At 68.5% G+C, this 22,974-nt stretch carries 29 protein-coding genes; 12 read left to right on the top strand and 17 right to left on the bottom strand.

Annotated elements, in window-relative coordinates:
* Positions 1-60: 60 nt before the first annotated feature.
* From Q664_RS11785 to Q664_RS57615, 7 genes are all read right to left on the bottom strand, one after another.
* Positions 61-1,176: an RMD1 family protein gene (locus Q664_RS11785; RefSeq protein ID WP_043393684.1), complete on the bottom strand. Its 1,116-nt coding sequence runs from the start codon at positions 1,174-1,176 to the stop codon at positions 61-63.
* A gap of 20 nt (positions 1,177-1,196) precedes the next feature.
* A complete protein-coding gene (locus Q664_RS11780) occupies positions 1,197-1,745 on the bottom strand; it encodes a Uma2 family endonuclease (protein WP_043393681.1) in 549 nt (182 codons plus the stop codon).
* 86 nt (positions 1,746-1,831) lie between these two features.
* Positions 1,832-2,584 carry a hypothetical protein gene (locus Q664_RS11775; protein WP_043393680.1) on the bottom strand — a complete coding sequence of 251 codons (753 nt, stop codon included), beginning with the start codon at positions 2,582-2,584 and terminating at the stop codon, positions 1,832-1,834.
* 62 nt (positions 2,585-2,646) lie between these two features.
* Positions 2,647-2,826, bottom strand: coding sequence for a hypothetical protein (locus tag Q664_RS57620; protein WP_152622045.1), 180 nt, complete (start codon positions 2,824-2,826; stop codon positions 2,647-2,649).
* Positions 2,827-2,892: 66 nt separating this feature from the next.
* Entirely contained in the window at positions 2,893-3,747 is an 855-nt protein-coding gene (locus Q664_RS11770; protein WP_043393804.1) for a tryptophan 2,3-dioxygenase, read from the bottom strand.
* A gap of 103 nt (positions 3,748-3,850) precedes the next feature.
* Complete coding sequence (locus tag Q664_RS11765; RefSeq protein ID WP_043393677.1) at positions 3,851-4,369, bottom strand: hypothetical protein; 519 nt, start codon at positions 4,367-4,369, stop codon at positions 3,851-3,853.
* A gap of 201 nt (positions 4,370-4,570) precedes the next feature.
* The gene (locus tag Q664_RS57615) at positions 4,571-5,047 is read right to left on the bottom strand and encodes a hemerythrin domain-containing protein (RefSeq protein WP_160174390.1); all 477 of its coding nucleotides are present in this window, start codon (positions 5,045-5,047) and stop codon (positions 4,571-4,573) included.
* Between the two features lie 232 nt (positions 5,048-5,279).
* On the opposite strand from Q664_RS57615, the gene Q664_RS11755 reads away from it, so the two are divergent.
* The 3 genes from Q664_RS11755 to Q664_RS11745 are packed head-to-tail and all read left to right on the top strand — an operon-like array spanning position 5,280 to position 7,817.
* On the top strand, positions 5,280-5,999 hold the full coding sequence (locus tag Q664_RS11755) for a lysophospholipid acyltransferase family protein (RefSeq protein ID WP_043393675.1): 720 nt from the start codon (positions 5,280-5,282) through the stop codon (positions 5,997-5,999).
* Positions 5,992-6,852: an alpha/beta fold hydrolase gene (locus tag Q664_RS11750; RefSeq protein WP_043393672.1), complete on the top strand. Its 861-nt coding sequence runs from the start codon at positions 5,992-5,994 to the stop codon at positions 6,850-6,852. The genes Q664_RS11755 and Q664_RS11750 overlap by 8 nt, the downstream gene beginning before the upstream one ends.
* 29 nt (positions 6,853-6,881) lie before the next feature.
* Positions 6,882-7,817 (top strand): proline dehydrogenase family protein, encoded by a 936-nt coding sequence (locus tag Q664_RS11745; RefSeq protein WP_043393670.1) that lies wholly within the window; start codon positions 6,882-6,884, stop codon positions 7,815-7,817.
* Here the strand turns inward: Q664_RS11745 and Q664_RS11740 are convergent.
* The 3 genes from Q664_RS11740 to Q664_RS11730 form a co-directional block, all read right to left on the bottom strand.
* A complete protein-coding gene (locus Q664_RS11740; RefSeq protein ID WP_043393668.1) occupies positions 7,814-8,266 on the bottom strand; it encodes a hypothetical protein in 453 nt (150 codons plus the stop codon). The genes Q664_RS11745 and Q664_RS11740 overlap by 4 nt on opposite strands.
* 1 nt (position 8,267) lies before the next feature.
* Complete coding sequence (locus Q664_RS11735) at positions 8,268-8,543, bottom strand: PadR family transcriptional regulator (protein WP_052517974.1); 276 nt, start codon at positions 8,541-8,543, stop codon at positions 8,268-8,270.
* A gap of 111 nt (positions 8,544-8,654) precedes the next feature.
* Positions 8,655-8,894, bottom strand: a complete 240-nt coding sequence (locus Q664_RS11730; RefSeq protein ID WP_043393664.1) for a hypothetical protein — start codon at positions 8,892-8,894, stop codon at positions 8,655-8,657.
* Positions 8,895-9,607: 713 nt separating this feature from the next.
* Between Q664_RS11730 and Q664_RS51950 the strand changes: the two genes are divergently transcribed.
* Positions 9,608-10,243 (top strand): thioredoxin family protein, encoded by a 636-nt coding sequence (locus Q664_RS51950; protein ID WP_052517973.1) that lies wholly within the window; start codon positions 9,608-9,610, stop codon positions 10,241-10,243.
* A gap of 170 nt (positions 10,244-10,413) precedes the next feature.
* Positions 10,414-11,265, top strand: a complete 852-nt coding sequence (locus Q664_RS11715) for a hypothetical protein (RefSeq protein WP_152622043.1) — start codon at positions 10,414-10,416, stop codon at positions 11,263-11,265.
* Between the two features lie 93 nt (positions 11,266-11,358).
* Here Q664_RS11715 and gor read toward each other — a convergent pair whose 3' ends face one another.
* Positions 11,359-12,765 carry a glutathione-disulfide reductase gene (gene gor, locus Q664_RS11710; RefSeq protein ID WP_043393658.1) on the bottom strand — a complete coding sequence of 469 codons (1,407 nt, stop codon included), beginning with the start codon at positions 12,763-12,765 and terminating at the stop codon, positions 11,359-11,361.
* Between the two features lie 337 nt (positions 12,766-13,102).
* Here gor and Q664_RS11705 point away from each other — a divergent pair, with 337 nt between their 5' ends.
* The 6 genes from Q664_RS11705 (at position 13,103) to Q664_RS51945 (ending at position 18,875) form a co-directional block, all read left to right on the top strand.
* The gene (locus tag Q664_RS11705; RefSeq protein ID WP_152622042.1) at positions 13,103-13,669 is read left to right on the top strand and encodes a hypothetical protein; all 567 of its coding nucleotides are present in this window, start codon (positions 13,103-13,105) and stop codon (positions 13,667-13,669) included.
* Between the two features lie 36 nt (positions 13,670-13,705).
* On the top strand, positions 13,706-14,041 hold the full coding sequence (locus Q664_RS11700) for an SPW repeat protein (protein ID WP_052517972.1): 336 nt from the start codon (positions 13,706-13,708) through the stop codon (positions 14,039-14,041).
* A gap of 15 nt (positions 14,042-14,056) precedes the next feature.
* Entirely contained in the window at positions 14,057-14,545 is a 489-nt protein-coding gene (locus Q664_RS11695) for a hypothetical protein (protein ID WP_043393652.1), read from the top strand.
* Position 14,546: 1 nt separating this feature from the next.
* Entirely contained in the window at positions 14,547-16,301 is a 1,755-nt protein-coding gene (locus tag Q664_RS11690; RefSeq protein WP_043393650.1) for a glycoside hydrolase family 15 protein, read from the top strand.
* Positions 16,302-16,429: 128 nt separating this feature from the next.
* Positions 16,430-17,404: an NADP-dependent oxidoreductase gene (locus tag Q664_RS11685; RefSeq protein WP_200883690.1), complete on the top strand. Its 975-nt coding sequence runs from the start codon at positions 16,430-16,432 to the stop codon at positions 17,402-17,404.
* A gap of 82 nt (positions 17,405-17,486) precedes the next feature.
* On the top strand, positions 17,487-18,875 hold the full coding sequence (locus Q664_RS51945) for a hypothetical protein (RefSeq protein WP_052517971.1): 1,389 nt from the start codon (positions 17,487-17,489) through the stop codon (positions 18,873-18,875).
* Positions 18,876-18,981: 106 nt separating this feature from the next.
* Here the strand turns inward: Q664_RS51945 and Q664_RS11675 are convergent, their stop codons facing one another.
* A complete protein-coding gene (locus tag Q664_RS11675; protein ID WP_425117417.1) occupies positions 18,982-19,386 on the bottom strand; it encodes a DUF6968 family protein in 405 nt (134 codons plus the stop codon).
* Between the two features lie 117 nt (positions 19,387-19,503).
* Here Q664_RS11675 and Q664_RS11670 point away from each other — a divergent pair, with 117 nt between their 5' ends.
* Entirely contained in the window at positions 19,504-20,133 is a 630-nt protein-coding gene (locus tag Q664_RS11670) for a YigZ family protein (RefSeq protein WP_043393643.1), read from the top strand.
* A gap of 220 nt (positions 20,134-20,353) precedes the next feature.
* Here Q664_RS11670 and Q664_RS11665 read toward each other — a convergent pair whose 3' ends face one another.
* The 5 genes from Q664_RS11665 to Q664_RS62125 form a co-directional block, all read right to left on the bottom strand.
* Positions 20,354-20,809: a DUF4265 domain-containing protein gene (locus Q664_RS11665; protein WP_043393641.1), complete on the bottom strand. Its 456-nt coding sequence runs from the start codon at positions 20,807-20,809 to the stop codon at positions 20,354-20,356.
* A complete protein-coding gene (locus Q664_RS62905) occupies positions 20,806-20,958 on the bottom strand; it encodes an HNH endonuclease (protein ID WP_084609758.1) in 153 nt (50 codons plus the stop codon). Before Q664_RS62905 ends, Q664_RS11665 begins: the two co-directional genes overlap by 4 nt.
* Positions 20,959-20,968: 10 nt before the next feature.
* Positions 20,969-21,406 (bottom strand): hypothetical protein, encoded by a 438-nt coding sequence (locus tag Q664_RS11660; RefSeq protein ID WP_052517970.1) that lies wholly within the window; start codon positions 21,404-21,406, stop codon positions 20,969-20,971.
* A gap of 178 nt (positions 21,407-21,584) precedes the next feature.
* A complete protein-coding gene (locus Q664_RS11655; RefSeq protein ID WP_160174388.1) occupies positions 21,585-22,466 on the bottom strand; it encodes a DUF2381 family protein in 882 nt (293 codons plus the stop codon).
* Positions 22,467-22,615: 149 nt separating this feature from the next.
* Complete coding sequence (locus Q664_RS62125) at positions 22,616-22,936, bottom strand: hypothetical protein (RefSeq protein WP_200883693.1); 321 nt, start codon at positions 22,934-22,936, stop codon at positions 22,616-22,618.
* Positions 22,937-22,974 lie beyond the last annotated feature (38 nt).

Raw genomic sequence — 22,974 nt, 5'->3', positions numbered from 1 at the left:
TTCAGGATAAACGGAACTTCCTGCTTTACCCGGATGTCCGACGGAACACGGGACGCGCCGTCACTCGAAGACCCGGAGGAAGGCGAAGAGGATCTCCAGGACGATGAGCAGGACGATGGTGAGCTCCAGGGTGAGGCTCCGGTCGGTGTCCACCTCGCCCTTGAGCAGGCCATACGTCTGGGCCAGCAGTTGCTGCTTGCGCGTCACCGAGGCCTGCCACGCCGGAATGCGCATGCGCTTGACGGAGGCCTCGTACACCTTGGCCAGGTAGAAATCGCCGATGATTTTCAGGCTGTTCTCGACGCGCTCGATGAACTCGTTGAGGTCCACCAGGGTGGAGAGCGTCTCGCGGGCCAGGGCGCGGTAGGGGCTGCGCAGCAGGCCGAGGAAGCCATGGCGCCTGGCCTGCACCTCGTCGTGGATGCGGCCGATGTGCGCGTCGAGCAGGAAGTCGTAGTAGCGGAACTCGAGCAACTGGGCGTTGGCCACCTCCAGCAGGTCCGGAATGTCGCTGGAGCCGGAGGGCTCGTAGACGAAGGCGCTGTTCCAGTCGATGACGGCCAGGTCGTCCACGGTGTAGCTGAAGCGGGACTGGGTGACGGCCTCGCGCTCACGCGGAGACAGCGGCTTGTCGTTCACCTCGCCGAGCAGCACCCGGGCCAGGTCCGCGCGCGCCATCAACTCCTCGGCGGAGGGGTTGCCTTGAATCCGCTCGACGAAGAGGACGGTGTAGCTCTCGTTCTGGTCCCACAGGTGCGGCCCCTGCACGGCGGGGGCAATCATCTTGCGCACGGACTCGATGAGCTCCACGGCGAGCTCCTCGAGGGCCACGCTGTCGTAGAGCTCATCGGAGAGCGAGATGAGGGGCTCGAGCGTGGTGTCCGGGGCCACGGGGACGCGCAGGATGATGGAGGCGGCGCCATGGTCGAAGAGGCGCGCCGTGACGTCCACGGTGACGGGCCCGTGGCGCAGGGCGAGCGCGCGCCGGCCCAGCTCGAAGGCCAGGGGCGGGTTGGGCAGCTGGAGGTACTGGCTGTTCTCCCGGCCGAGCTTCAGGCGGCGGGCATCCGAGGAGATGACCCGGCGGGCCTGCTCGAGGTTGATCTCCTCGGCGATATCAAAGGTGCGGTAGCAGAGGACGTGGGCCTTCTCGAAGACGAGGGGAGCGGCGGCCATGAGGGCCGTACCTTAACCGCTCATTCCGCCCAGAGGAGGCGCAATGGCAGCTCCAGGGCGTGGAAAGGTTCGGCACGGACGGTGGCGAGCCCCGAGTGCAGGGCAGTGAGCGCATAGCGGGCGCCGTCGAGCTGGAGCACCTCCAGGGTGCGCACCTCGGGGTCCACCAGCCACACGTGGCGGATGCCCTCGCGGGCGTAGAGGGGCAGCAGGTGGGCGCGCTCCTCGGGGTGGGAGAGCACCTCGCAGACCCAGTCCGGGACGAGGGTGATGCCCGCGGTGCCACGGGCCATGCGCGGCAGGCGCTCGCGCCGCCAGCCGATGAGGTCCGGGGAGAGGACACTCTGGGCGAGGTGGATTTCCAGTCCGGAGAGCATCAGCCAACCCCCGGCGGTGCTCCGGCCGGCGCCGTAGGTGGCGATGAGCTCGGCGCCGAGCTGGGAGGCGGCATAGGCATGCAGCGTGGCCGAGCGGGAGCTGACGGGGCGCGGGGCCAACGAGAGCCCCTTGCGGCGCAGGGGAAGGGGCTCGACGTCGGAGAGGAAGGCGGAGCTCAGCATGGCGGTCATGAGGAATGCCATGTTGCAGAAGGGTCTGACATCCTCCTGGCGTCGTACCGCTCTTCCATCTTTTTCTCAATTCCCTGTTTCTCTCCTCAATTCCCGGTTTCTTGGTTGTTGAGAGCCTCGGAGAAGTCGAGCTGGGAGACGAGGCTGTCGGTGAGGCGCTGGGCGCAGTCGGGAGCGGGGCTGGGGTGGAGGGCGCACTGACGGCGGGCGAGGGGCTCGGGAGCGGAGGCGGCGCGCTCGAGGCGCTCCAGGTAGGGCTTCCAGTCCTCCTGGGCGAGCTGGCGCATGGGGAGGTCGGACTCCTCGACGTGGGCGGGGGCCCGGGCGGCGGTGGCCTGGGCCTTGGAGCGGTAGGACTGGAGGGTGTCACGCGCCTTGCGGGCGGACTCGGAGAAGCCCTGGAGGGCCTGTTGAATGGCATTCCAATCCTTGCGAGCCCAGGCGTCCGCGTAGAAGCCGCGCCAGGAGAACTGGCGCTGGAGACACTGGCTCTCGGTGAAACCGTAGCCCGTGCCCATGGAGCGCTCACCGGAGGCGAGGTCCACCCAGTTGGCCTCCTCGACGGCGGCGCAGGCCTCGGCCATCCAGCGGTTGTAGTCGGCCTGCAAGGACATCCATTCCTTGAAGGCGGGAGGTTTGGACTTCTTGAGGGGGACGATGACCTTGTCGAGCGCCTTGTTCATGGCCTTCTTGAGGCACCCGGCGCGCTGCTGCTCCATGAACTTCATCTCGACGTTGGAGTCAGGCGTCTGCTTGGGAAGAGGACAGGCCTTACGGGCCCAGGCATCGACGGGACTGGGATTGGCCGCGAGGAGGAGGGCGAGGGTCGGTGCGAGCATGCTCGCCGCTCTAGCACGGGGGAGGAGGGGACCCAATGCACCCTCCTCCCGCGGTGGACGGCTCAGTCTTCTGGCGTACGTGGCGGAAAGACGATCGGCTTGCCAGGGCCGGGCGCATCATCGGGAATATTGCCGATGTGGCCCGGAGTGGGGATGGGCCGGTCTCCGGCCTGACGCCTGGAATGGCCCTCGTCGTCCTCGGGAAGCGCGGGCTCGCGCTTCGGCCTGTCATGCTCGCCCATGGTGGCTCCTCCTTTTCCTGCTCAAGCTAGGAATGGGAGCCGCCCGGGGCAGCCGCGCGGGACGCCCTACCTGCCCGCCGGGGGAGCGAGCTCGGTGCGCACGTCCCAGAGCTCGGGGAAGAAGCGCAGGTCCAACGCCTTGCGCAGGAAGCCCACGCCCGAGGAGCCGCCGGTGCCCTGCTTGAAACCGATGACTCGCATCACCGTCATCATGTGCCGGTAACGCCAGAGCTGGAAACGCTCCTCCACGTCCACCAGCTTCTCGCACATCTCGTACGCATCCCAGTGCTTCTCGGGCGCCTCGTAGATGTGGCGGAACACCTCCATCACCGCCGCGCTCTTCTCATACGGCTCGCGCCAGTCGCGCTCCACCCGGTCCGCCGGCACGGCGTGGCCCTGGCGCGACAGGTGACGCAGGAACTCGTCATACACACCAGGCGATTGCAGGAGGAGCTCGAGCTGCGCGTGGACGCCCGGCATGTGCCGGAAGGGCCCCAACGCGTGCGCGTCCTTGTGGCCGAGCAGGAACTCCAGCGCGCGGTACTGGTGGCTCTGGAAGCCCGAGGCCTGCCCCAGCGCGCCGCGGAACTCGAGGTACTCATTGGGCGTGAGCGTCTCCAGCACGCTCCACTGCTCGAAGAGCATCCGCTGGATGTGGCCCACCCGGGAAAAGATTTTGAACGACGGCTCCAGGTGGTCCGCCTGGATGTAACGGATGACCGCCATCAGCTCGTGGACGAGCAGCTTCATCCACAGCTCGCTCGTCTGATGCTGGATGATGAACAGCAGCTCATCATGGTGCGGCGGCTGCGAGCGGGGCACCTGCGCGGACAACAGACGGTCCAGCTGCAGGTAATCGCCGTACGTGGTCCGTCCGGCCAGGTCGGTGAAGATTCCGGGTTCCAGCTCGCGCTTGTTCATGATGGCCAACAATGGCGGGCCCGCCACGGGCCCGCAAGAACCGGACCCCCTCCAAGGAGAAAGGAGAGGGCCCGATTCGACTCCAGCCCTGCCAGGGTGCGGCTCAGCCCGCGTTCTTGGCCTCGGCGAGCGCCTTGGCGGCGGCGCGGCCACGCGGCAGCTTGATGTCCTCGACGCTGTTGGGCTCGGCGTAGTCCACCCAGTTGTTCGGGCGGCGGTTGGTCTTCTCCAGCATGCGCAGCTTCTGGTAGTGCGCGGCGCAGTACCCCTTGGTGCGGCTGGGCTTGCCGCAGCCCTTGATGGCGCAATCGCGGGCCCCCCCCTCGGCGGCCGGCTTGCGGCCGCGCTTCTTGCCACCGGACGCCGCGGCGGGAGCCGAAGCCGCGCGAGCCGGACGGCCCGGACCCCGGCGGGCCGGCGCCGCGCCACCGCGGCTGCCAGCGCTCACGCCGAACAGGGGGCCCACCGCGCCCGCCAGGGGAGCCAGCTGCTCCGCCACCGTGCGGAGACGGTCGAGATCCGCCGTGCCCGCCTCCAGCCGCGACACCAGGTCGCGCAGCGGCTTGAGCTGCGACTCGATCTCGTTACGCACCATCTCCCGGAATGCCTTGTCGACCGACATGCTCGTGTATCCTCTCTCGATGGCCGTCTCGGGGGGCGAGCCGGTCCATCTCGGGGTTGTGTTCAAGGGCCTGTTCTATTCAACAGCCGCCCAGACATAACGCCACCAATACACGAGTTGTCACTCAAAAATAAATAAAGATTGCGTCTGACGTGAAGATTGTAGTCAGCAACCCCTCCCACACTGAAAACACGTTCAGCGTCAAATCAGACAGGCATCGGTCTGATCCAACGCCCGGAACACGGACTGGGAGCGCCGCATTTCCATCCACAATTCCTCGCGTGTGGCCGCTACATCCCGGACGAGGTCCGACTGTTCGCGTGCATCGAGCGCCTCGGCGAACCGGGGAAAGAGTTGGAGCTCCAGCGAGCGGACATGGGCCAGTGCCGCGTCCTCCAGGGCCATCAACCGCACCTGCCACTCGAGGCTGCCCCGGGGAAACCACTCCAGCTCGGCCATCAGCTCATGCATGGCCAGGAGGAGCTCGGCCTCCTGGAGGGCCCTCGCCTGTCCTTCCACCCTCACCACCAGGGGTTGCAGGTGACGCTCGGTGAGCCGCACATGCAGCCAGAGCTCCTCGAGCATCTCCTCCACCCGCCCTGGCGGTGGAAGCCCATCCTCACCCGGTGCCAGCGCCTCGAAGCACGCCAGCAGTTCCCTCTGCTTCCCTGACAACATCTCGAAAGGCCCCATGGCCCCACAACCATCGCCACCCCACCGGAGGCGGACAACCACCGGGCCCGGAGGCCGCCCGCTCCCCGGGCCCTCCCGCCTTCCTGACAGGTGTTGAACCCCCGTGGCGGTTGCCTGGTTCTTCCAGCGTCCGAACAATGCCAGGCGGGCAGGAGAGGCAGGCGGGCGGGCGGAGGCACTCTGTCATCCGGGCGGGGCATCTCCATCTTCCCACCCCGTGGATGCGACCCTGAACCCCCTGCGCCGGGCTGTCTTCCGCTTCGCCGAGACGGGCGCGGCGCTCTCCGTCCTCTACCACCGCGCCCGCCTGCTGGGCGCCGAGCACCTGCCCGCCCGCGGCCCCGTCCTGCTCGTGGGCAATCACGGCCTCTGGGGTTATGAAACGCCTGCTTTCTTTCATTTGATACATCGCGCTACAGGCCGCTACCCCCTGGGACTGGCCGAGCGAGGCTTCTTCAAAGTCCCCCTGGTGAGAACCGTTCTGCCCTGGTTGGGAGGCGTTGAGGGCACCCGGGACAATGCCCTTGCCTCATTGAGACAGGGACACCTCGTCGTCTGTTATCCGGGCGGCGCGTGGGAGACATTCAAGAAGCCCCGCCACCATTACACGCTGCGGTGGGAAGGAACGGTGGGCTTCGTCCGGCTGGCCGCCCGGGCGGGCGTCCCCATCGTCCCCTTCGCCGGCTTCGGCGTGGACGGCACCTTCCTCTGTCCCGATGACGAGCGTTGGTGTGTTCCACTCGCACCCGGTGAAAAATACCGGGTGCCCTTGGGGGTGGGTCTGGGACCGCTCCCACTGCCCGTCAAAATGACTTTCGCCGTGGGTCCCGCCCTGAAGCCGCCCCCGGCGGATGCACCCGAGTCCCGGTTGAAACACTTTCGTGACCGGATCGCCTCGGTGGTGCACCACCTCCTCATCCGAGCCTGCCATGCGTGAAGCCATCCTTCCCGCCCCACCGCGACTCGTCCCCGAGCCGGAGGAGATTCAACAGGGCTATGAATTGGCCTTCGAGCAGCGCCCGGTGCGCGGTCACCCGGTGCGGCTCTTCACCTTCCCCGGAGGCAGCCTCGACGAGTCCCGCACCGTGCTGTGTCTGCCCGGACTGGGAGCCTCGGGACGCTCGTTCGCGCCCATGCGGCCCCTGGCCGCCGAGCGGCGGCTCCTCCTGTGGACCCCGACGCCGCAGACGCCCCTGACGCACACGCCGCTGCAGTGGAACCTCGCCGCCTTGACTCACCCGGACGCGCGGCTCCCCGAGCGCTTCGCCCTGGTGGGCTCGTCCTTCGGCAGCCTCATCTCCATCGCCTATGCGCTGGCCCACCCCGAGCGCCTCAAGGCGCTGGTGCTCGTCTCCCCGGTGGCCAGCGTGCAACGCGTGCGGCGCTGGGCCCTGGCCCTGTCCACGCTGGTGCGCATGCCCAAACCCTTCGCATACCTCTTCGCCCCCACCGTGGCGCGGGTGCTGGGCGGCCGTCACCTGCCCGCCGAGGGCCGGGCCGAAATCGTCCGCGAGGCACGCCGCCTCTCGCCCCTGGAGCTGCTGCGGCGGCTGGAGGACATCCTCGCCGCGGACTACCTGGATGACCTCGAGCACCTGCGCGTGCCCACCCTCATCATCCACGGCGCCCGGGATTTGCTCGTGCCCCTCTCGTATGCCCGGGACGTGGCCGCGCGCATCCCCGGCTCGCGCCTGGAGGTCATCCGCGAGGCCAGCCACCTGCCCTACATGAGCCACACCGACGCCTTCAACGCCTTCGTCGGCGACTTCCTCGCCCAACACGATTCGTAGACCACCGATAGGACGCCGATAGGACACCCATGGACCAGGCCACCCAGCTCTCCCGCGCCGCACTCATGTTCCTCTCGCGCCGCGAGGGATTGAAGGATGTCGCCACCGGAGTCCCCGCCCTGCGCCGCATCGCCCGCCGCTTCATCGCCGGCGAAACCCTGGAGGAGGCCGTCTCCGCCGTGAAGGAGCTCAACGCGCGCGGGCTCACCGTCTCCTTCGATCACCTCAACGAGGCGGTGCGCGACGCGGACGAGACGCTCGCCGAGGTGCGCGAGTACCAGCGGTTGCTGGCGCGCATCGACCAACTGGACGTCCGGGGCAACGTGTCCCTGAAGCTGACCCAGTGCGGGCTGCTCTTCGAGCCGGAGCTGGCGCTGCGCAACGCGCGCGAGGTGGTGGCCGACGCGAAGCGGCGCGGCTCGTTCGTCCGCGTGGACATGGAGCAGGGCGAGGTGACGCAGGCCACGCTGGACGTGGTGCGCGCGCTGCACCGGGAGTTCGGCGAGCCGCACGTGGGCGCGGTGCTGCAGAGCTACCTCTACCGCACCGAGGCCGATGCCCGCGCCCTGTGCGCCGAGCGCATCCGCATCCGCCTGTGCAAGGGCGCCTACCTGGAGGGGCCCGGCATCGCCTTCCAGGACAAGCGGGACGTGGATGAGAACTTCCTGCGCGTCATGCGCATCCTGCTCGACAGCGGGCTGTACCACGGCATCGCCACGCACGATGAGCGCATGATTCAGGAGACGCTCGCGTATGCCCGGAAGAAGGGGCTGCCGCGCGGCGCCTTCGAGTTCCAGATGCTCTATGGCATCCGGAGGGATTTGCAGGAGCGGCTGGTGGCCGAGGGCCACCCGGTGCGCGTCTACGTGCCCTACGGCAAGCACTGGTACCCGTACTTCATGCGCCGGCTCGCCGAGCGCCCCGCCAACGTCTGGTTCGTGATGAAGAACCTGGTGAAGGGTTAGCGCTCCACCCGCTGCCGCCGGGTGAGCCGGAGGGCGGCATCCTGCACCGTGTGGACGAGCGCCCAGAAGGCGGCCACGCCCGCCTGCGCGTAGAGCATCCACCCCGGCACGCCGACGGCGGCCAACTTGTGGATGAGCTCCAGGGCATCCCCCAGCTCCTCGTTGGCCACGCGCGCGCTGGACCACCGGCCCCACCGCCCGAGGAAGCCCTCCACCCGCCGCACCACCGGGTGTGGTGGGCACACGGGGTCCACCCAGGGGCCGTCCTCCTGCTCGGACTCCTGGGGCTCGAGCGGGCGCTCCGGTGCCTTCCGGCAGAGGTCCGCGGCCAGGACGGGCCGGTGCGAGTCCGTGAGCCCGTCCTCCACGTCCCCTTCCATCCCAAAGGCGCTCAGCAGGGGGAACGCCTGCCGGGGGTCAAGCGGGTGCTGGACGTTCATGACGTTCATCTCAGAATGCCTCCACCGTCTGCAGCAGGCCGAGCAGGGCCGTACGCTGCTCCCTCGCCACCTTCCGCCCTTCTCCCGTCAACTCGTAGTACCGCCTCGGGCGTCCGCCTCTTTCGGGCAGGGGCTCTCCATCGAAGCTGCGCAACAACCCCTCCCTCTCCAGCGCCTTGAGCGCCGGGTACACCGACCCCTCGTTCAGGTGGATCTTCCCGTTCGACCTCTCGCGGACCCTCTCGATGATCTCCAGCCCGAAGCCCCTTCCGCCGATCAGCGACATCAAGATGGCGGTCCGGGCTGAAATCGGAGTGTCCATGGAGCCGGAGACTAACGGGGAATCCCCGGATTGCAACCTGAAGGATTGAGGTTGCACGCTCGTGACAGGAACCGGTCAGACCGGCAGGGACACGGACGCGAAGGAGGGCTCCTGGGTGCCCCCCCGTCGCTCCCGCTTGCGCGGCACCGGCGTCCAGCGGGCCGGGAGGAGCTTCTCGGTGAGGACCGAGCGGCGCGACAGCGAGAGCCCGTCCTCGCAGCCCTCGTCCAGCTGCGAGCCGTCGACCTGGAAGTACCCCAGTGTGAGCTCCATCATCCCTCCCCCGTCCTGGTCCCAGGACTCCATGGCCGGCATGGTATCCTCAATCCTTGAGGATTGCAATGTTCCACTCTTGCTGTCCTTCATGAGGCACCCCCTTTCTGGCACGGCCCCCTGACCTGTACTTCCGGCGGACGGACGCCTTCATCGCGCCCCTCCCATCGGAGAGACGGGGACCTGCCCATTGCCTGGCGGGAACGCGGCCAGGGACGACTGAAGACCTGACAACCTGACGAAGCCGGATGTTCCCGGCGCGAGGCTTGCCGCCCCCCGCGGATGACGATACGTGTGGATTCCCCCCATGCGGCGCGCCCTGTCCACCCTGCTCGCACTCGCCCTCGTCCTGCTGTTGGGCGCGACGGCCGCATGCGCGGCGGAGGACGCGTCCTGCGAGGACTGCTGCGAGAGCACCATGCCGTGCCCCGCCACCTGCCTGGCTTGCCCCTGTGGCCGCATGGTGTCCCCCCTGCCCGTGGAAGCCCCCTCGCCGCCACCGGCCTGGCCGCAACACGTGCCCGATGGATGGACGGAACCCCTTCCTCCGTCCCTCCGGCCGCACGCGCGTGACGTATTCCAGCCTCCCCGTGGCTGAAATTCAACTTCCCCTTTCTTCTTTTATTTCCGGGTTCGGGTTTCCGGGGGGTTAGCGCCCGGGAACCTGGGGGATTCCAATCCCTCACCCTGTCTCGGATTCCGTTCGACCCATTCCTTTCCGCCCGGGCCCGAAGCCCTCGCGGAGGAGCTGAATCATGCGCCTGATGAAGACCCTGTGCGTCCTGGGTGGCCTCGCCGCCACCGGATGCGCCACCACCCCCTCCCCCCACGGCAACCTCAGCTCGCTGAGCGTCGCCTCCTCCCAGGACGCCGCCTTCTGCGAGCACCGCGTTCCCCAGGAGAACTGCACCCGCTGCCACCCCGAGCTCGCCCCCCGCTTCCAGGCCGCGAAGGACTGGTGCGGGGAGCACGGCGTCCCCGAGTCCCAGTGCTTCACCTGCCACCCGGACCTGTCCTTCGAGCCCCTGCCCGAGCTCGCCCCCGGCGCGGACCTGGTGAAGCTCTCCCACGAGGGCGAGGACGTGCCCGAGCTCGCCTCCCACGCCGTGCCCGGCAAGGTCACCGTCTTCGACTTCTACGCCGACTGGTGCCCGCCCTGCCGCAAGGTGGATGCCCACATGTTCCCCCTGCTCAACACGCGCCAGGACATCGCCTACCGCAAGCTCAACGTCGTCTCGTGGGACTCGCCGCTCGCGAAGCGCCACCTCGGGCAGGTGGAGAACCTCCCGTACCTCGTCGTGTATGGGAAGGACGGGAAGCTCGTGCGCGCCGTGAAGGGGTTCGACCCCGCCGCGCTGGAGGCCGCCCTGGCCGAGGCGGGTGCGCGATGAGATGGGTGCCCATCGCCGTGGGCCTGTGGGGGCTCGCCATTCCCAACCGCGCCGCCGCCTGCGCGGGTTGAAGCAATCCCAACCTCCCGGTCGGGAGGAATACCCTGTCCACCCTGCGCGCCGGAGAGACCGGCGTCTTCCTGTCCACCCTCGCCACGTCCGTCCGTGTGGTGCATCCGTCCGAGTGCCCGGACATCGGCCCCATCTGCCAGCTGCGGGATGAGCCGCCCCAGCTCCATGACCAGGACTTCACCATCGCCGAGCTGCGCGCCACGCTGGAGCATGGAATCACCGATGCGCTGGGCGTGGAGGTGCAACTGCCCCTGCGGCTGAGTGCCACCACCGTGCGCTTCACCACGCTCGATGGCACGCCCCTGACGCTCGACTACGAGAACATCCACCACCGCGACGAGACGCTGTTCGGCCTCGGAGACCCGTGGCTCATGGGGCGCTATGCGTGGCGGCTCGGCGACGTGGGCGTGGCGGCACGTCTGGGGGTGACCGTTCCCCTGGGCGGGACGGTGGAGAATCCGTTCGCCCTCGGCGCCCAGGGACTGCCCCATCAGCATGTGCAGTTCGGCACCGGCACCGTGCAGCCGTTGCTCGGCCTGGAGGCCTCGCGCACCTGGGGAAGCTGGGGCACCCGGCTGTGGGGCCAGGCGCAGCTGTCCCTCGTGGAGAACCGGTTCGGATATCAGGGTGGCAATCGCTTCGCCGCCGGTGTCTCCGCCGAGGGTCCTGTCCTCGGCGCCCTGCGCTTCATGGCGAGCGCCGATGTCGTCAACGAGCAGCCCGAACGCTGGGATGGGCTCGTCCAGCAGGATGGCAACCTCGGCCGCACCGATGTGCTCGTCGGCGCGGGCCTCGCGTTTCCGATGGGGGCCGTGCGGCTCGGGTTGAATCTCCGCGTGCCCGTGTACCAGTACATCATCGGGCACCATGGACAGCTCACCTATCCGGGCATCCTTCAGTTGACCGCGGGCTCCACCTTCGGTGGCTCGGGGTCTTCTTCGAGGAACTGAGCACGGGGGTGGAGACCCCCGCCCTTTCCCTCGCCCAGAGGGAGAGGGTGGGGGGCACGGTGGGTCTCCGCGATGCCGTGTGTGTCTGGCGTGTCAGCCTTGATGGGCGTCGTGGCCGAGCTCCTTCGCCGCCTCCTCCACCGGATCCGGCCGCTTGTCCCTCATCGTCACGAACTCCTCGGCCGCCGTCGGGTGGATGCCCACCGTCGCGTCCAACTGCTTCTTCGTCACCCCACACTTCAGCGCCACCGACATCCCCTGGATGATTTCGGGCGCGTCCGCTCCCACCATGTGGAAGCCCAAGACCTTCCCGCTCTCGCGCTCGACGATGACCTTCATCATCGTCCGCTCGTCCCTCCCGCTCAGCGTGTGCTTCATCGGCCGGAAGTTGGACACGTACACGTCCACCTTGCCGTAACGCTCACGCGCCTCGAGCTCCGTACACCCCACCGTCCCCACCGGCGGCTGGCTGAACACCGCCGACGCCACCCCCGTGTGGTCCATCTTCGTCGGGTTGTCGTGGAAGAGCGTCTCCGCCAATGCCCGGCCCTCGGCGATCGCCACCGGCGTGAGGTTGAGGCGGTCCGTCACGTCTCCCACCGCGTAGACGCTCTCCACGCTCGTGCGAGACCACTCGTCCACCTCCACCGCGCCCCGCGCGTCCAGCCGCACACCCACCTCCCCCAGGCCCAGCCCCTTCGTGTTCGGCACCCGCCCCGTCGCGTACAGCACCGCGTCCACCTCGAGCGTGTCCCCCATCCGCGTCAGCAGGCTCAACGTCCCGTCCGCCCGCTTCTCGATGTCCCGGACGAAGGTTTCCGGCCGGATGTCGATGCCCTTCTTGCGCATCTCCTGCGTGAGCATCGCCCGGATGTCGTCATCGAAGCCGCGCAGCACCGTGTCGCCCCGGATGAGCATCATCACCTTCGCGCCCAGCGCGTTGAAGATGCCCGCGAACTCCACCCCGATGTAGCCCCCGCCCACGATGGCCAGCCGCCGCGGCACCTCGCCCAGCCCCAGCGCTCCGTCCGAGGTGATGGCGTGCTCGATGCCTGGCACCTCGGGGAGGAAGGGATGGGAGCCCGTGGCCACCAGGATGCGCTCGGCCGTGTAGCGCTGGCCATTCACTTCCACCGTGTGCCCATCCACCACCCGGCCCCGGCCCTCGAGGAGCTGCACCCCCGAGTCCTTCAGCAGCCGCCGGTAGACCCCGTCGAGCCGCTCCAGTTCCTTGTCCTTCGCCGCCTGGAGCTTCTTCCAGTCGAAGCCGGGCTCCGAGACCGACCAGCCGTAGCCCGCGGCGTCCTCGAACTCCGAGTGGAAGTGGGCGCCGTAGACGAGCAGCTTCTTGGGGACACAACCGCGGTGCACACACGTGCCGCCGATGCGGTTGTCCTCGCAGATGGCCACGCGAGCGCCGTACGAGCCCGCTCTGCGGCTCGCCGCCACCCCGCCCGAGCCCGCGCCAATCGTGAACAAGTCGAAGTCGTACTGGGGCATCGCGTGTCTCCTGTTTCCCCAATTTCCCCTCTCCCCTCGGGAGAGGGACGGGGTGAGGGTACCCGTCACTGTCTTCCAGCCCGTGAACGTGGGCAGCCTGGTCCCGATATGCTCCCACGGGAATCGAATGACACGGTGTGCATTCGCACATCCGGACAGAAGCCAACAGAGCGAGAAGAGATCCGGAGCGGGTCCTGACGGGCTGAACCCGGGGTCTCCGATACCCTCACCCCGTCCCTCTCCCGGAGGGCGAGGGGAAGGATGCGCGGGTGGAAGGATGCGCGGGTGGAAGGATGCGCGGGGGGATGGATGCGCGAGGGGATGGATGCGCGAGGGGATGGATGCGCATCTCACGCGAGTGGGCGCGGAGGTGACCGTGAGCGAGCAGGCGAACAGGCGTATTTTTCGAGCTCTCGGCGCGGGTGTGCTCGGGACCCTCGCCCTCACCGCCTCCGAACCCCTCCGCGACGCCCTGCTCGGACGTCCGCCTCCCTACTCGGTGCGCCACATCGCCAGGCGGGCGGCTCGCGCATGGTTCGGCGTGCGGCTGCGTCCCCGGGAGGCTCAACGGTGGGGACTCGTCATGCGCTGGCTCTACGGGCCCACGCTCGGAGTACTCGGCGGCTGGCTCCGGCCCATGCTCCCGGGTCCCGTCCACGGCCTCGTGCTCGGTGGAGGCGTGTGGCTCTTCGAGTGGCTCTCCTTTCCGCGCCTGCGCGTCACTCCACCCCCGCACACCTGGTCTCCCGCCGAGCGCCGGTGGCTCGCTGTCCAATGCCTGCTCTTCGGGCTCGTCACCGCGTCCGTGCCCCCATGCGAGCAGGAGGAAGGGCTCGCGAGTGCACGCCCGCCCTCCGAGACAGCGCTCCCGGTTGCACCCGGTGCCCCTCTCTCCCCACCTTGAACCCGTCAACGTTTCAAACGTCCGGAGGAGCGGCGAATGTGGGCTCGCTGGTTGAACGTCATCCTGGGCTTCTGGCTGGTGTCCGCGCCCTTCGTGCTCGATTACCGGCTCCAGGAAGCGGAGTTGAATGACCTGTGCGTGGGGCTGGGCGTCATGTTGCTGGCCCTCGCGGCCATCGCCGTCCCCAAGCTGCGCTACGCCAACACCCTGCTCGGCGTGTGGCTCATCCTCTCCCCGTTCCTCCTGGGCTTCGGCGGCTACCGCGCCGCCACCCTCAACGACGTCATCGTGGGCCTGCTCGTCACCGCGCTGTCGCTCGTCTGGGACCACCGGGACTGGACTCCTCATCGGAGGCCCGTCACCCCCGCCTGACACACCCGGTCCCCCATGCCTTCATCCCTGAAGCCCTGCCTCATCGCCGCGAGCACCCTCGCCCTCACCGCGTGTGTCACGTTCGACATCGACAAGGAGAAGACGAAGGCGCCCCGGCTGACCTGCGCCCCCGGCACCGTCACGCTCATGAAGAAGCTGGGCCTGGAGCCGGGCCAGCAGGGCTCCCTACAGCTCGAGGCCTCCCAGCCGGGAGGCCCCAACGACTACGGCGTCTACCGTCAGGGCCAGGTGACGAGCCGCCTGGAGAGCGCCGTGGGCGACCTGCCCGCGGGCACGCTCGTCGCGGGCGAGCTCTGGATGAACACCGGCAAGGTCCAGGTCCGCTACACCCGGGCGAACCTGCCCGATGGAGAGAGCTACCCCGTGTGCCTCGTGCTCGGCGCGGAGGCTCCGGGCGGCATCCACGCCGAGGCCGGCACCACCGACCGTGCCATCACCCTGCCCAAGAGCGTCCCCTTCACCGTCGTCTCCCAATTCGAGTGACATGCCCCTCCCCATCGAAGACTACGCCCTCATCGGCGACACCCAGAGCGCCGCCCTGGTGGGGAAGGATGGCTCCATCGACTGGCTGTGCCTGCCGCGCTTCGACGCCGATGCCTGCTTCGCCGCCCTCCTGGGCTCCGAGGAGCATGGCCGCTGGCTGCTCGCCCCCTCGGGAGGCATCCGCCGCGTCCAACGCCGCTACCGCCCCGGCACCCTCGTCCTCGAGACGGACTTCGAGACGGATACCGGCACCCTGCGCGTCGTCGACTGCATGCCCCCGCGCGGCCGCGAGCCGGACCTGGTGCGCGAGGCCGTGTGCCTCCAGGGCCACGTCTCCGTCCGCATGGAGCTCGTCATCCGCTTCGGCTACGGCGGCCGCACCCCCTGGGTCCACGCCATCGACGGCCGCTTCTCCGCCATGGCCGGGCCCGATGCCCTCACCCTCCTGTCCGATGTCCGCCCGCGCAACGAGGACGCCACCTTGCGCGCGGACTTCTCCCTCTCCGCTGGCGAGCGCGCCCGCTTCCTCCTCGCCTGGCACCCCTCGCACGAGCCCGCGCCCCCGAGCATCGACCCGGCCACCGCCGCGGAGCACACCGAGGCGTGGTGGCGCGAGTGGTCCTCGCACTGCACCTATGAGGGCCCCTGGCGCGAGCAGGTGCTGCGCTCCCTCATCGTCCTCAAGGCCCTCACCTACTCGCCCACGGGCGGCATCGTCGCCGCGCCCACCACGTCGCTGCCCGAGGCGCTCGGCGGCGTGCGCAACTGGGACTACCGCTACTGCTGGCTGCGCGATGCCACCTTCACGCTGCTCGCCCTGCTGGATGCGGGCTACCGGGAGGAGGCCCAGGCCTGGCGCGACTGGCTCCTGCGCGCCGTGGCCGGCGAGCCCCGGGAGCTTCAAATCATGTATGGCGTTTCCGGCGAGCGCCGCCTCACCGAGCAGGAGCTGCCCTGGCTCCCGGGCTACCAGGGCGCGAGCCCCGTGCGCCTGGGCAACGCGGCCGTGTGCCAGTTCCAGCTCGACGTCTACGGCGAGGTGCTCGACTGCCTGCACATGGCCCGGCGCTCGGGGGTGCCGCCGCGTGAGGAGGGCTGGGAGTTGCAGCGGCACCTGCTCGACTTCCTCGAGTCCAACTGGGAGCGCACGGACGAGGGCATCTGGGAGGTACGCGGCCCGCCGCAACATTTCACCCACTCGAAGGTGATGGCGTGGGTGGCGGTGGACCGGGCACTGCGGACGGCCGAGGAGTTCCGCCTGCCCGCGCCCCTCGAGCGCTGGAGGGAGCTGCGCGCGCGCATCCACGCCCAGGTGTGCGAGCGCGGCTATGACGCCAGCCGGGGCAGCTTCGTCCAGGCCTACGGGGGCAAGGAGCTGGACGCGGCGCTGCTGCTCATTCCGCAGCTCGGCTTCCTGCCGCCGGAGGATCCGCGCGTGGTGGGCACGGTGGACGCCATCCAGCGCGAGCTGTGCGAGGGCGGGCTGGTGCGCCGCTATGACACGCACCGCTCGGAGGACGGACTGCCACCGGGCGAGGGGTCATTCCTGGCGTGCTCCTTCTGGCTCGCGGACGCGCTCATTCTGCTGGGCCGTATGGACGAGGCGCGCACCATTTTCGAGCGGCTGCTGTCGCTGTGCAATGACGTGGGCCTGCTCGCCGAGGAGTACGACCCGCGCACGAAACGGCAGTTGGGCAACTTCCCACAGGCCTTCAGCCACGTGGCCCTCATCAACACCGCGCAGAACCTCTCCTGACGGGGCTGCCGCTTCACCGGGCGCCCGTGGATGCAACCCTTGCCCACCGTGCGGCGGGCCGAGCCCTGACAGGGCCTTGGAGAGTGCCCATCCTCCGCGTGAACCGGCTTCACCCAAAGGAGTCCACCATGGCCCCCTCCATTCCCGAGAAGATGAAGGCCGCGGCGCTGGATCGCTTCGGCGGCCCGGAGGTCCTCGGCATCAAGACCGTGCCCGTGCCCACGTGCGGGGACGATGAAATCCTCATCCGCGTCGAGGTGGCGGGCGTGGCCGTCTGGGATGCCCTGGAGCGGGAAGGGGAGATGGCGGAGATGATGCAAGGAGAGCCCCACTTCCCCTACGTGCCCGGCACGGACGGCGCGGGAGAGGTGGTGTCCGTGGGGAAGAACGTGCGGCGCTTCAAGGTGGGGGACCGCGTCTACGCCGCCGCGTTCCTGAGCCCCAAGGGAGGCTTCTACGCGGAATTCGTCGTGGCGAAGGAGAAGCACGCGGCGCGGATTCCCAAGGGAATGAAGGTGGAACAGGCGGCGGCGCTGGCGGCGGATGGCCTCACCGGGCTGCAAGGGCTCGAGGAGCACTTGAGGCTCCAGAAGGGACAACGCCTGCTCATCTTCGGCGCCAGCGGAGGAGTGGGACACATCGCGCTGCAGCTCGCCCGCCGGCTGGGCGCCCGGGTGCTGGCGGTGGCCTCGGGCGAGGACGGGGTGGAGCTGGCCCGCCGGCTCGGCGCGGAGGCGGTCGTCGAGGGGCACCACGGGGATGTGGAGAAGGCCTGCCGCGACTTCGCACCGGAGGGGCTCGACGCGGCGCTGGTGCTGGCATGCAATGACCGCTGCCTGAGCGCGCTGAAGCACGTGCGTCAGGGCGGCCGCATCGCCCACCCGAATGGCGTGGAGCCAGTACCGCGGGGCCCCGAGGGCGTCGAGCTCATCGCCTACGACGGCGTCCCCAACCAGAAGACGCTGGAGCGGCTCAACGAGCTCATCGAAGCGGGGCCGTTCCACCTGGAGATCGGCCACGTGTACGCGATGGAGGAGGCCGCCCGGGCGCAGAAGGAGGTGCTCCAGCACCACCTGGGCAAGCTGACCCTGCGGATCCACTGAGCCGTCCAGACGTGGGATGTTCCCTACATTTCCGGTAGGAACCCCGTGACAACCCGCGCGGTCATGTCCATGCTGGCCGCGCATGGGAAACGAGCGACTGGACAGGCACTGGCGGGAGCGGGGACTGGCGGCCTACTCCACCGAGGCCCTCCTCGGGACACTGCGCCACTACGGCGCCACCGTGGACGAGGAGCAGCTGCGGCGGGTGTCCTCCGAGGAGCAGGTCTGGGCCCTGGAGAACCGGTGGACGCGCGAGTGGAAAGGCACCGGTCCCTTCAAGGAACTGCCCCGCGCGGCGGCCCGGGAGCTGTGGAAGCGGCTCGGCCTCCCGGAGGCCCCACCTCCCGCGGAGTTGGAGAAGCCCGCGGTGCCCGAGGCTCCCTTCCTGGGCCCGCTCGCGAAGGCCCCGCTCGACGAGAAGCTCGTCCTGGCCCGCGAGGCCGCCGCCCAGCCGGACTTCGACGTGGACCTGGCCTTCGAGCTCAGCATGCATCTGGCGGAGGTGCTCGAGGAGGCCGGCCGGTTCGCGGAGCTGGAGGGCGTGCTCGACGCCTGGAAGGAGCACGCGCCAGAGGTGCATGACGCCGAGCCCTGGGTGCTCGCCTGGCGCGTGGCGCTCGCCTTGCGGCTGCCGGGCAAGGATGTCGGCGCGGCCCTGGCCACGCTGGCGGAACGGGCGCCGCGCGACTCCATCCTCCAGGCGCGTGCCGAGTGGTGCCTCTACCGGGGCCTCGTGAAGCAAACCCACCCCGCCCTCCTGAGGGCCTGGGAGGAGACGAGTCACGAGTCCCTGTTGCCCGCGGCCCTGGAGCAACGCGGCACCCGGGCCATACTCACGGCGCTGGATGCCGCGCTGCTGGAGGAACCGGAGCTGCCCCCGGAGCGGCTGCGCGAGAAGCTGGCGCCCTTCGAGGAGCTGCGTCCCAATTCGCGGTGGATTCACGAGGCCCTGACGCGGCGCACGGGCCGGGAGCCCTGGCGGGGCACGCGCGAGGGGCTCGCCGGGATGCGGCGAGGGGAGCGGCGCCAGGAGCAGTGGGCGCTGATGATGGCCTTCGAGTGGGAGTTGCTGACGCGGTGGGGCTGGCCGCGAGGGCGCACCCAGCTCATCCATCCGGAGCTGGGATGGCTGCTGCCCGAGGGCCCACTCAAGGGAGTGCCCAGGCGCGGGCAGGAGGCCCGGAGCACGAACCTGTTGTTGCCCGCGCGGGACACGCTGGAGGAGTGGGCGAGCGAGGGCTCCGAGAGGCGCTACCTGCATCCGCATGTCCATGCCGCCACGGCCCTGGCGCTGCGGCCCTGGGGAGGATTCCTGCACGGGCTCGGCCTGATGGAGGACGCGGAGCTGGCCGGGTGGAACGACCTGCTGCGACAGGTGCTGGCGCGCTTGCCCGAGTGGCTTGCCGACGACGCGGACGACCCGGCGCTCGCGGACGAGGTGCGCGAGGGCCTCTCGTCAACCCCGGCATAGAAGCCTCCGCTGGAGGAATCACCTGAGGCGGGACATCGCACGGCGCGAGCAGCGCTGGGAGGTGGTGCAGCCAGAGCCACAAGCTCACGCTCTTCCCGCGGAGCCTTTACGGCAGCGCGGCGCGGGCCCGCTGCCGCCGCTTGCGCTCCGCTTCGCTCTTGCGCGTATGGGCGAGGAGCTCCCGGTCGATCATCCGGTCCAGCTTGCGCAGCAGCGCCTTGGGAAGAAACCCGGGATATGTCCTGGGAAATCCCAGGTAGCCCTCATCACTCCCCACCCACTGGAGCGCCTCCTCGCCCCCATTCACCAGGTCTCCGGCAGCTCGGATGGCGAGTTGCAGCGCCTGCAGCGAGTCGATTCCCCAGAGTTCGAACAGCTCCTTCTCCCCCGAGTGGACCCACTCCACGGTGCACCTGTAGTGACCGGTTCGCGAATCCCTGGCCGGTGCACGGACACGGATGGAGGCACGCGGACCAGAGCCACCCGTGCTCTCGAACCGGCGCTCCGCCATGATGGGCCCAGAGGGTTTGGTACCACGCATCAGTCGAGTCACCGTGGGCATGGCTTCACTTCTCAGCTCCCGAAGTAGTTGGAACAAAAGCCCCGACACTGCCAAGAAAGCGGGTCCATGGCGAAGAACTCGCGTTACCCCATCCCGGCACGTCTCCACCGGGTGGAGCAGGAGATCGAGCGCAGCCGCTTCATCACCACGGTGGCGCCCGCGCCCACAGTGGAGGAGGCCAAGGCGTTCATCGCCCGCGTCCGCGAGGAGTTCCCCGACGCCAACCACAACTGCTGGGCGTACGTGGTGGGCCCTCCCGGCTCCACGGGCATGGCGGGGATGAGCGATGACGGCGAGCCGCACGGGACCGCGGGCCGGCCGATGCTGACGGCCTTGCTCCACGGCAAGGTGGGAGACGTGGCCGTCGTCGTCACCCGCTACTTCGGCGGAACGCTCCTGGGCAAGGGTGGGCTGGTACGGGCCTATACCGGCTGCGTCCAGCAGGGACTCGAGCACCTGCCCACCACCGAGCGCGTGAGCAAGGCCCGCCTCTCCGTGGAAATCGAGTACGCGAGCGTCGACGGCTTCCGCCGGATGCTCCCGGCCCACGAGGCGGAAGTCGTCTCCGAGGAGTACTCCGCCACCGTGGGCTATCAACTCCTACTCCCCGTCACCCGCGTGGAGTCCTTCCAGACCGCGCTGCTCGACCTGACCAACGGGCAGGCCCTGATGGAAGTGCTCGACCCCGGAGAGTGACGGCGGCAGGTCCAGGACTCACCTGCGGGACAGCATCCGTTCGAGCCAGGCCTCGCGAGCCGCGTTCGCTGCTCAGGAGACTTCAACGAATCCCGCACATCCTGCGGCAGCTCATCGACGTTCCGGTAGATACCCGCCCCGGCAGCCGGAAGGAATCGCTCTCGCCATCGTGCGCGACCACGCAATGGGATGCACCCGGTGAAACCATGAGCCGATGGGGTCAAATCGAGGCGAGACAGGCCTCTTCGTAACCCCATCGCTCCTGGGCCTCGCCTTCGTCCAGGGACGTCCTCAACACCGCCAGGGAGACAGTGGGGGGAACGTCCACGGAGATCAGCCCCGGGATGTGGCTTTGCTCAATGGAGCAACCCATCTCCTCGAGCAGAGCCCTGACGGAAGGAATGTCCTTCTCGTCATAGATGATGAGGCGAAGGGTGCTGTGGCCCGAGGGGCGCACGACATCCCGGAAACGAAGCTCCTGCTGCTCGAACGTAGCGGAAACGATGTCGCCATGGGCGATGCCCCTGGCGAAGAAGGGAACGTTGTCAATCTGGAACAACCCCTCGCCAATGGGGAGCGCCCACAGCCCCTCGTAGTCAACGGGAGGGTAGTCGTCTTCATCTTTCTCCAGCTTGACGACGACCTTGATCCGTCCATCCGCGCTGGATGAAGTCATGGCGTTTCCTCCTTCTGTGGCTCCTTGCTCCCCTTCTTGAGGTTGTAGTCCCTACAGAGCACCTGGGCATTGTCCACATCGCCAGAGCCGCCCTTGGCCTTGGGCGTTTTGTGGTCGACCTGGGTTTCATTCCGCGGAGGGCATTGCACCCAAACAGCCTCACTTCTTCAACGAATCCCGCACATCCGGCGGCAATTCCTCGACGTCCCCGTAGATGTACAACCGGCCTTTCGGCCGGGAAGGATCGACCTCGCCATAACGCGCGACCACCCTCGCATTGGCGACATTGTCCTGGATGATGGCCACGCCTCGGGGCGATGACGGATCCTTCACCTGCCCACCACTGTCGTCGACCTCGGCACAGAAAGGCATCCGGCTCCGCCCAGGAACCTCGGCCTCGTAATACCTCACGGTGACCATCTCTCCCGCTGTCCAGACCTGCCCGAACAGCCGGGTCCTCTCGGGCAGTTGCTCATGGGACGAGTCCAGGTAGCCGACGACAGGACCCTCCTCCAGCCGTGTCGCGCCGCGATCGCCCCACCGCTCATCCACGAGCACCGTGAGGGAGTCCTTGGGATGGATTCCCAGCCGAGCCATGGCGTCGAGGGCCTCACGTGGGCAGTCCTGAGGCTCGGGAGTTCCATCGGGCCGCAAGCGGACACCGGAGCAGGCGGTGAAAAGAAACGCCAGGGCTCCCAGTGCGAGCAGGTAAAGCCTTCTCCTCGGGGACATGTCCATGAACCTCTGTGGGGAATGAAGCCCTGGCCCGCGAAGCTCAGAGCTCCGCCCCATAATAGCAGAGCTGCCATCTGGGACCGTCCGGCCCCTGGAGTTGGACTTCATAGCGTGCCTTGCCCGCCGAGGGCGGAGTTCGAGTGACGAGCACGACACGCCCACTTCCGCCGGGTGGAATGATGGATGGACGGGCCCGGACGATGACGGGGAGAGACTCCCGGGTCCTGTCGTTGAGAATCAACCCCTGCCCCAGAGTCCAGTTCTCCGTGCGGTGGCGGTTCATCACGAGGAAGACGTAGGCCGAGCGCCCGGCGAGACGCACGAACCAGGCACTTGCCCGCACATCCGCGTTCTTGACCTCGAGGACGTTGTCCTTCACCAGATGGGAGGAAGCTTCGTCGTCGAGCAGCAACACCGCGATGGCGACATCGGCATTGAACTCGTCATCGCGATAACGCGCGAGTTCGGCCTGGGACGAAGCGTACTGGAGCTTCAGCGCCTCATGCTCGGCGCCCACCCTCTCCAGAGCAGCCCGCAGCGCCCCGGGTGAGAACGGGTGGAGGAAGACGTCCACCTGCGCATCCGCCAGGGCGGGAGGACTGGGGACGAGCACGAGGATCAGGCTCGTGCCGTCCATCCGACGGACCTGAAGGTGCATGCGTGGCAGGAGCCATGCGCTGGCCGAGGGGTGGAGCAACAACAAGCGACCGGAGACGTCCAGCGACTCGAAGGGAGACGAGTTCTGCTCTTGGAGCCGCGTCCCCGCCGGATCGAGCTCGGATTCGAAGCGCACCAACGTGGGAACGTCGGCGGCGACCCGGATTTCGGCCATGTGGCCCGGTGGTAGCTCGGAGAGCACGATGGGGCGCCACGATGACGGATCCGCCTGCGTGACATGTGGCAGCAGGAGGGCCAGAAGCACGACAACGACCCTGGAGACCAGGGCGGGAGGGCGGACATGCATGCCCGGTGCATCCTATTCCATACGTGACCCTGCCGGTAGCCTTTCGAATCCAACTCGCGGAATAGGCACCGCCGCATTCACACCCGTGCAACTCGGGTTCCGAGCCTCTACAGGCCAAAGTGACGTTGGATATCCCGAATCTGTACGGCTTCGGGAAGCCGGAGGGCTTCCGCTGACGTTAGCGCCAGCCGAAGAAGCTCGGCGGCCAGGTTCCGGTCTTCTGGTCGACCTCGCTGCAAGTAGAGCAGCGCCAGATTGGCGCGGCCAACCAGCAACGACCGCACGTCCCCCAGCCGCTCGTAGACGGGCAACTCCTCCTCCCGCCGTATCCTCAGCGCCTCCTCCATCTCCCCTCTTGCCTGGAGGATGTCCGCCACCTTCCCCATCGCCACCGCCCGCGACCGCACGTCCCCCAGGGTGGTGGACAAGGGCGAGGCGGAAGCCCGACAGGCGCTCCCCTTGGGCA

The organism is Archangium violaceum Cb vi76, assembly GCF_000733295.1.
Lineage (GTDB): Bacteria > Myxococcota > Myxococcia > Myxococcales > Myxococcaceae > Archangium > Archangium violaceum.
This window is presented reverse-complemented; position numbering and strand designations above follow the sequence as displayed.